The 5,059-nt window shown below is 36.7% G+C and carries 5 protein-coding genes and 2 pseudogenes; all 7 read right to left on the bottom strand.

Going from position 1 to position 5,059, the window contains the following annotated elements; all coding sequences use genetic code 11:
- Positions 1-127: 127 nt before the first annotated feature.
- Positions 128-569 (bottom strand): annotated as a pseudogene (locus tag HMPREF9184_RS08780) (hypothetical protein).
- Entirely contained in the window at positions 559-1,017 is a 459-nt protein-coding gene (locus HMPREF9184_RS08775) for a hypothetical protein (protein WP_000575663.1), read from the bottom strand. The pseudogene HMPREF9184_RS08780 and the gene HMPREF9184_RS08775 overlap by 11 nt, the downstream one beginning before the upstream one ends.
- Entirely contained in the window at positions 1,007-1,459 is a 453-nt protein-coding gene (locus HMPREF9184_RS08770; RefSeq protein WP_000575664.1) for a hypothetical protein, read from the bottom strand. Before HMPREF9184_RS08770 ends, HMPREF9184_RS08775 begins: the two co-directional genes overlap by 11 nt.
- Positions 1,460-1,468: 9 nt before the next feature.
- Positions 1,469-3,295: a DNA/RNA non-specific endonuclease gene (locus HMPREF9184_RS08765; RefSeq protein WP_000159202.1), complete on the bottom strand. Its 1,827-nt coding sequence runs from the start codon at positions 3,293-3,295 to the stop codon at positions 1,469-1,471.
- A 306-nt stretch (positions 3,296-3,601) separates the two neighbouring features.
- Positions 3,602-3,991 (bottom strand): Imm48 family immunity protein, encoded by a 390-nt coding sequence (gene imm48, locus HMPREF9184_RS08760; protein WP_000662512.1) that lies wholly within the window; start codon positions 3,989-3,991, stop codon positions 3,602-3,604.
- A gap of 9 nt (positions 3,992-4,000) precedes the next feature.
- A complete protein-coding gene (locus tag HMPREF9184_RS08755) occupies positions 4,001-4,471 on the bottom strand; it encodes a hypothetical protein (protein ID WP_000708239.1) in 471 nt (156 codons plus the stop codon).
- Between the two features lie 14 nt (positions 4,472-4,485).
- A pseudogene (locus tag HMPREF9184_RS09775) lies at positions 4,486-5,059 on the bottom strand (hypothetical protein); the annotation flags it as partial.

Genomic DNA, 5,059 nt, shown 5'->3' with positions numbered 1-5,059 from the left:
CACGCCGATATAGGTCGCCAACTTCATTCACTTTATTGAACATTTTAGAATAGTGATCCATTGCTTTCGAAGCTTCTCATTTGTGAAAAGACACTTAACTGAATATTAAGTGCCAATATCAAAAATATTATAGCTGATTTTCTTTTACTTCCTCAAACCATTTTTCAAACTCTAGACGTGGAAGCAATTCTTCATCCTTGTCATAACGTCCTTCATAGCTATAGCGACTATCAAAACTGTTTTTCTGAGCATCATAAATTAACCACATTTCAGTTGGATGCTCGCGATTGTATTCTTGGCAAAGCTTAACCATTCTTTCTATATCTTGTGCACCAATTCTTAATAGACTAAACTGAATTTCATCCGAACTATCTATTTTATTAGGTAGGTAATCCGAAATCTCATCTCTATCCAGATAATGATTATTAGATTTAAAAAAAAACATCAAATCTATAAAAACCATCAGCAACGCAATAAATAAATATTTTATCTACTTGATTTTGCACATATTCCATTGCTAATGAAATCATGCTAGCCTGAACTTCCATAAATTTATCTTCAAATACCATGATTCCCCTCTATCTCTTTTTTTACTTCATTATACCATTGTTCAAAAATATTGCCCGAGGTTGGCGTATCTGAATTAGAATAGAATAGATCATAGGAATACTTTCCCTTCACTTTATTCTGTTTATTATCATAAATCAATTTTATCTGCGTAGGCATTGGCTGGTTATACTTCTCACAAATTTTCTTTAACTCTTTAACGTCATCGGTTCCTATTTTTAATACATGGAAAATTAGATTGTTTAAATCATCAAAGTCTCTCCTTGGCAATGTACGCATAGTAAAAATTTTATTCTCAGAAATATAAAATATGTTAAAACTGTATGAATTCTTCTCATTAGAGCCATATATGTACACAGTATCAACCTTTTGCTCTACCCTATCCGCATATTCTAATACCAACTGAATCATGTCTGTTTGTTTGGCTGAAAATTCATCTTCAAATATCATGATGCCCTTCAACTTCTTCCTTCACTTCATTGTACCATTCCATGAAAATATCTTCAGGAGTTAGTGAGTCAGAATTTGAATAAAAAATTTCATAAGAATATTTAGCATTAGCTTTTTTATTCACATTATCATATACCAATTTCAGTTGAGTTGGGGCTTGTTTTTTATTCTCTTGAAATAATGTTATAAATCGCTCTAAGTCACTTATTCCAATTTCTAAATATTGAAACATTCTATCTTTTGTTAAATTTTCTATACCAAGCTGGTCTAGTTTATTTATCGTATATACTTTGTTATCTTGAGCAAAAAAACTGTTAAAAGATAAGGAATTATTCTCGTAAGAACCGTATATGTATGCAGTATCAATTTTATCTTCTGCTAGTTCAAGAGCTAAACTAATCATATCTGTTTGAATTTCTGATAACTTATCTTCAAAAATCATTTTTCACCTCTAATTTTTTATTCTTCTGCTAAATGGAAAACCATCAATTGTGTACCTCACATCAAAACTATCCGGTCTCAGATTGTCGCCAACATAATTCACTTTGACATTGACTGAAACATCCTTACCTTCTTCCAAAGCTTTGGCCCATTGATTTTCCAATTTTTTATAATCACTCAAGTTCACATCGCTCAACTGTGAAACCAAATTATCAATCTCCGGAGAACCACCAAACCGATCTCCTGCCAAGTGACCTGCATGGTCACCCGGTAACTTACCTGGAGTGCTAGAATCGTGAGAAAGTCGACCATTTCGTTCTGTCAATTGAAGTTCTGATGCATTCCAATCTGTCAAACGTCCTAGACCATCTGTTTGATAGAGATATTCAAATTCGCCTGTTTGATATTTGACATTCGGTTTTAGTTTCCCAACTTCATCGAAATGAGAACCATCTCTAATGATGTTGTCTACAGAACCTTTCCCAGCCTTACTTACAGCCTCCACGACATCATCCACACTACCATCTAGATTCTTCGCGAAAGCACTGAGATTATCTGCTAGATGTGTTAGCTTCCCTCCACCACTTGATAGAACACCATCTGCTAGTTGAGGCTCTACCCCAATATTCAGACGGAATCTCTGTGCGGCTTCACTTAAAACATTATCCGCATGGCGCAAACCATCGCTTAGAGCATCTGCCGAATTCGATAGAATCTTACTTGGTCGGAGATTGTCTAACTGTTTGCCATAGTTTTTAATTTTAGAAAAGACATTATCCCCCAAGCCTTTGGCATTCTTCAAGACACCTTTGAAACTATCCAGGTTCTTAACTCCTTGTTCCAAGCCTTCTTTCAAAGTCGTTTTCAGACTGTTCTTAACGGCAGTAAGCCCTGCTGTCTTTCCTGTCTTGGCTAAGGTTCCTAGGTATTTCCCTGCTGGTATTAAGTCAAACAAGGCAAAGGTTCCCCTCAGTGTTCTCTCGGTCGCATCTAACTTCCGACCTGTTCCCCAGTCCTTACCGGTCGCTGCTGAGTACATTTCAGCACTAGCCAAGGCCACTCCTGCTACGGCTCCTGCTGGAGGACAGAAAATAGTCAAGACAACAAGACCAGCTCCTAGAGCGATATCGCGCCACATCTCTATCTTGGACTTCTCATCATCAATCGATACATACTCGAAAGCTCGAGTTTGGTGCATGGCTTGGACATATTCTGTCTCCGTCAGCCTGTGATCCTTATACTCCTTACTTTTTTTGAACTCTTCATAGCTTTTCTGTAGAGCCGTTCTATAAGGGCTATCAACCTTGTAGAGTTCATCAATCCCAATCTCAGCGGGGACGACTTCCTTGGTACCGACGGGATGGCCATAGGGATCTGTCACAGATTCAATTCGCTTATAACCAACCTTGTTAGTCGTTTTATACTGTTGAATGTTGAGAGCTTCGAGCTTGGCTCCTACCTTGTCCATAGCCTCATAGAAGGGGCGATCGATTTTATCCTTGATGTAGGTGGGAACATTTCCTGCATACCGCTCCAAGGTGGAGAGCTTAGATTGCAGAGTTTGTGCAGTGCTTGTGTCATCGTGATAGCTATAAGACACAACACCATCCGTATCCTTTTCTGCTATCAAGCGTTGGACTTGCTCAGAGATCTTTACTAAATCTTCTACTCGCTTGCCAAACCCTGTAGAATCCCTACTGATACCATAGGAGCCAGAGTATGGATTCGTATAATTCATATAACCACTGCTAGATACCGAAGCAGTTTCAGTAAGCCCTGTCAGGGCTTGTTTCATCGTCTTCCAAGTCGATGAATGAAGTTCTACATCTTTGGTCATTGGTCACCTCGCGGAATCATTCCCAGAGTTTCTAAGTTTTGTACCAGAGTAGGATTAGAAGAAAGACCATTTAGAAAATCATCTCTAAACTTGGTATCTTGTTTGATAAAAACTGGGTAGAAACCCAGTTTTCTTAATTTTATTGGACTAAAAGGTCATATGGGAAGTCCCCCAAATTCTTTAAAGAGATAGTATAAACTGTTTAAATTTTCCCCTATCTTTTTTTAATAAATTGTTCCTAATATTTATTTTTAGGCATACTATTCATTAAAAATTGAGATAAACTTTATTGTTTTAAGAATGACTCTATTCTTGTTTAATTGTTTCTATAATATATTTAAAATCGCCGACTAGTTTATCATAATTCTTTTCAACAAATAAATAATAAGCCTCAATACCCCTGTGGATAATATCATTTACAGTAGGGTGAAATTCTCTATCTGTCGCATCAATCATAAATTGCGTCATCTGATAAGCAGTTTCTGTTGGATAACTGAGTTTATCAATGCCGATACGAATCATCAACGCTTGGACATCGGTTGGTTGTATTAATTCTTCATGAGCTTTTCCGTTTAACATCCCAAAAATATAGGCTGCCACTAACTGTTTGTCAAGATCATCATCCAAATCAATCGTAACCAAACTTAAAAATTTATCGACCATTTCGATAGCTTCATTTACAGTGTTTTCTTTCATGTTTTCTCCTTATAAAACCTTATAGTGCCCCTTGGTATAACCGCAAGGAATGTAGCCTGCTTGATATAAAGCATATAAATCATCATAAAATGTTGACTCAGCTTGAGGAACCTCTTTTTTGATGGTCAAGTAGATAGCCAAGCCGATGATATCAAATTTAATCTGATCTTTCATGGATGCTACCAGTTTACCTTCCGCAATCAGATTATCTAATTGTGCTTCAATTTCAGGAATTATTTCCTCTTTTGCACTATTTGCAAGTGAATTCCAGTGTTTATAAATGTCACTCTGGTTTTTAAAAAGATAGACACTAAAATCACCATCTTTCTCTAACACAAAATTCTCCCATTTTAAACTATTAATATTCTTCTCCGCTTCTTTAAGTCTATTTATCTGTTTTATGAGAATAGTAGTTTCTCTGTTTTCCTTTAAAAAGGGGAGCGAAATCAAACTTTTAATAACATCATCATATATTTTCATAAAAAACCTCTATTTCATTTGGGAAGATACATTTTCCCTGGTATTCTAGGAACAAATTTTTCAGCTGCTAGTCCATAAGAAAGCTGCTGTTCCATAGCTTTGGATACAACATCCTTGGCTTGATTTGGCGTAAGCCCTGCATCAATCAATGATTTCTCTAAAGCAACGTTATATTCCGCCATAGTTGGACGGGTACGATGAAGTTCCCCACCCTTTCTATACTGATCCCAGAATTGCTCTAAGGATTCATGAGCTTTGTAATGTGGACTCCCAATATCCTTTCGAATATTTCCTTCCAATTTTATTGAGAGACCTTCTTTTCGTGGTATTACATCTTTAAAAGCAGCGTTTTGATTAAGATGATGAGCTTGTCCTGGGATTTCTTTATTTCTTGATAACTTTCTATATGAATCTACTAGTATATCCGAGTTCCCTTCCACCACATCATCCACACTACCATCTAGATTCTTCGCTAAAGCACTGAGATTATCTGCTAAATGAGATAACTTTCCTCCACTACTTGGCATGACACCACTCGCTAGTTGAGGCTCTAGCCCAATATTCAGACGGAATCTCTGTGCGGCTTCA

This window comes from Streptococcus sp. oral taxon 058 str. F0407, from assembly GCF_000235485.1.
In the GTDB taxonomy this organism is placed as follows: domain Bacteria; phylum Bacillota; class Bacilli; order Lactobacillales; family Streptococcaceae; genus Streptococcus.
This window is presented reverse-complemented; position numbering and strand designations above follow the sequence as displayed.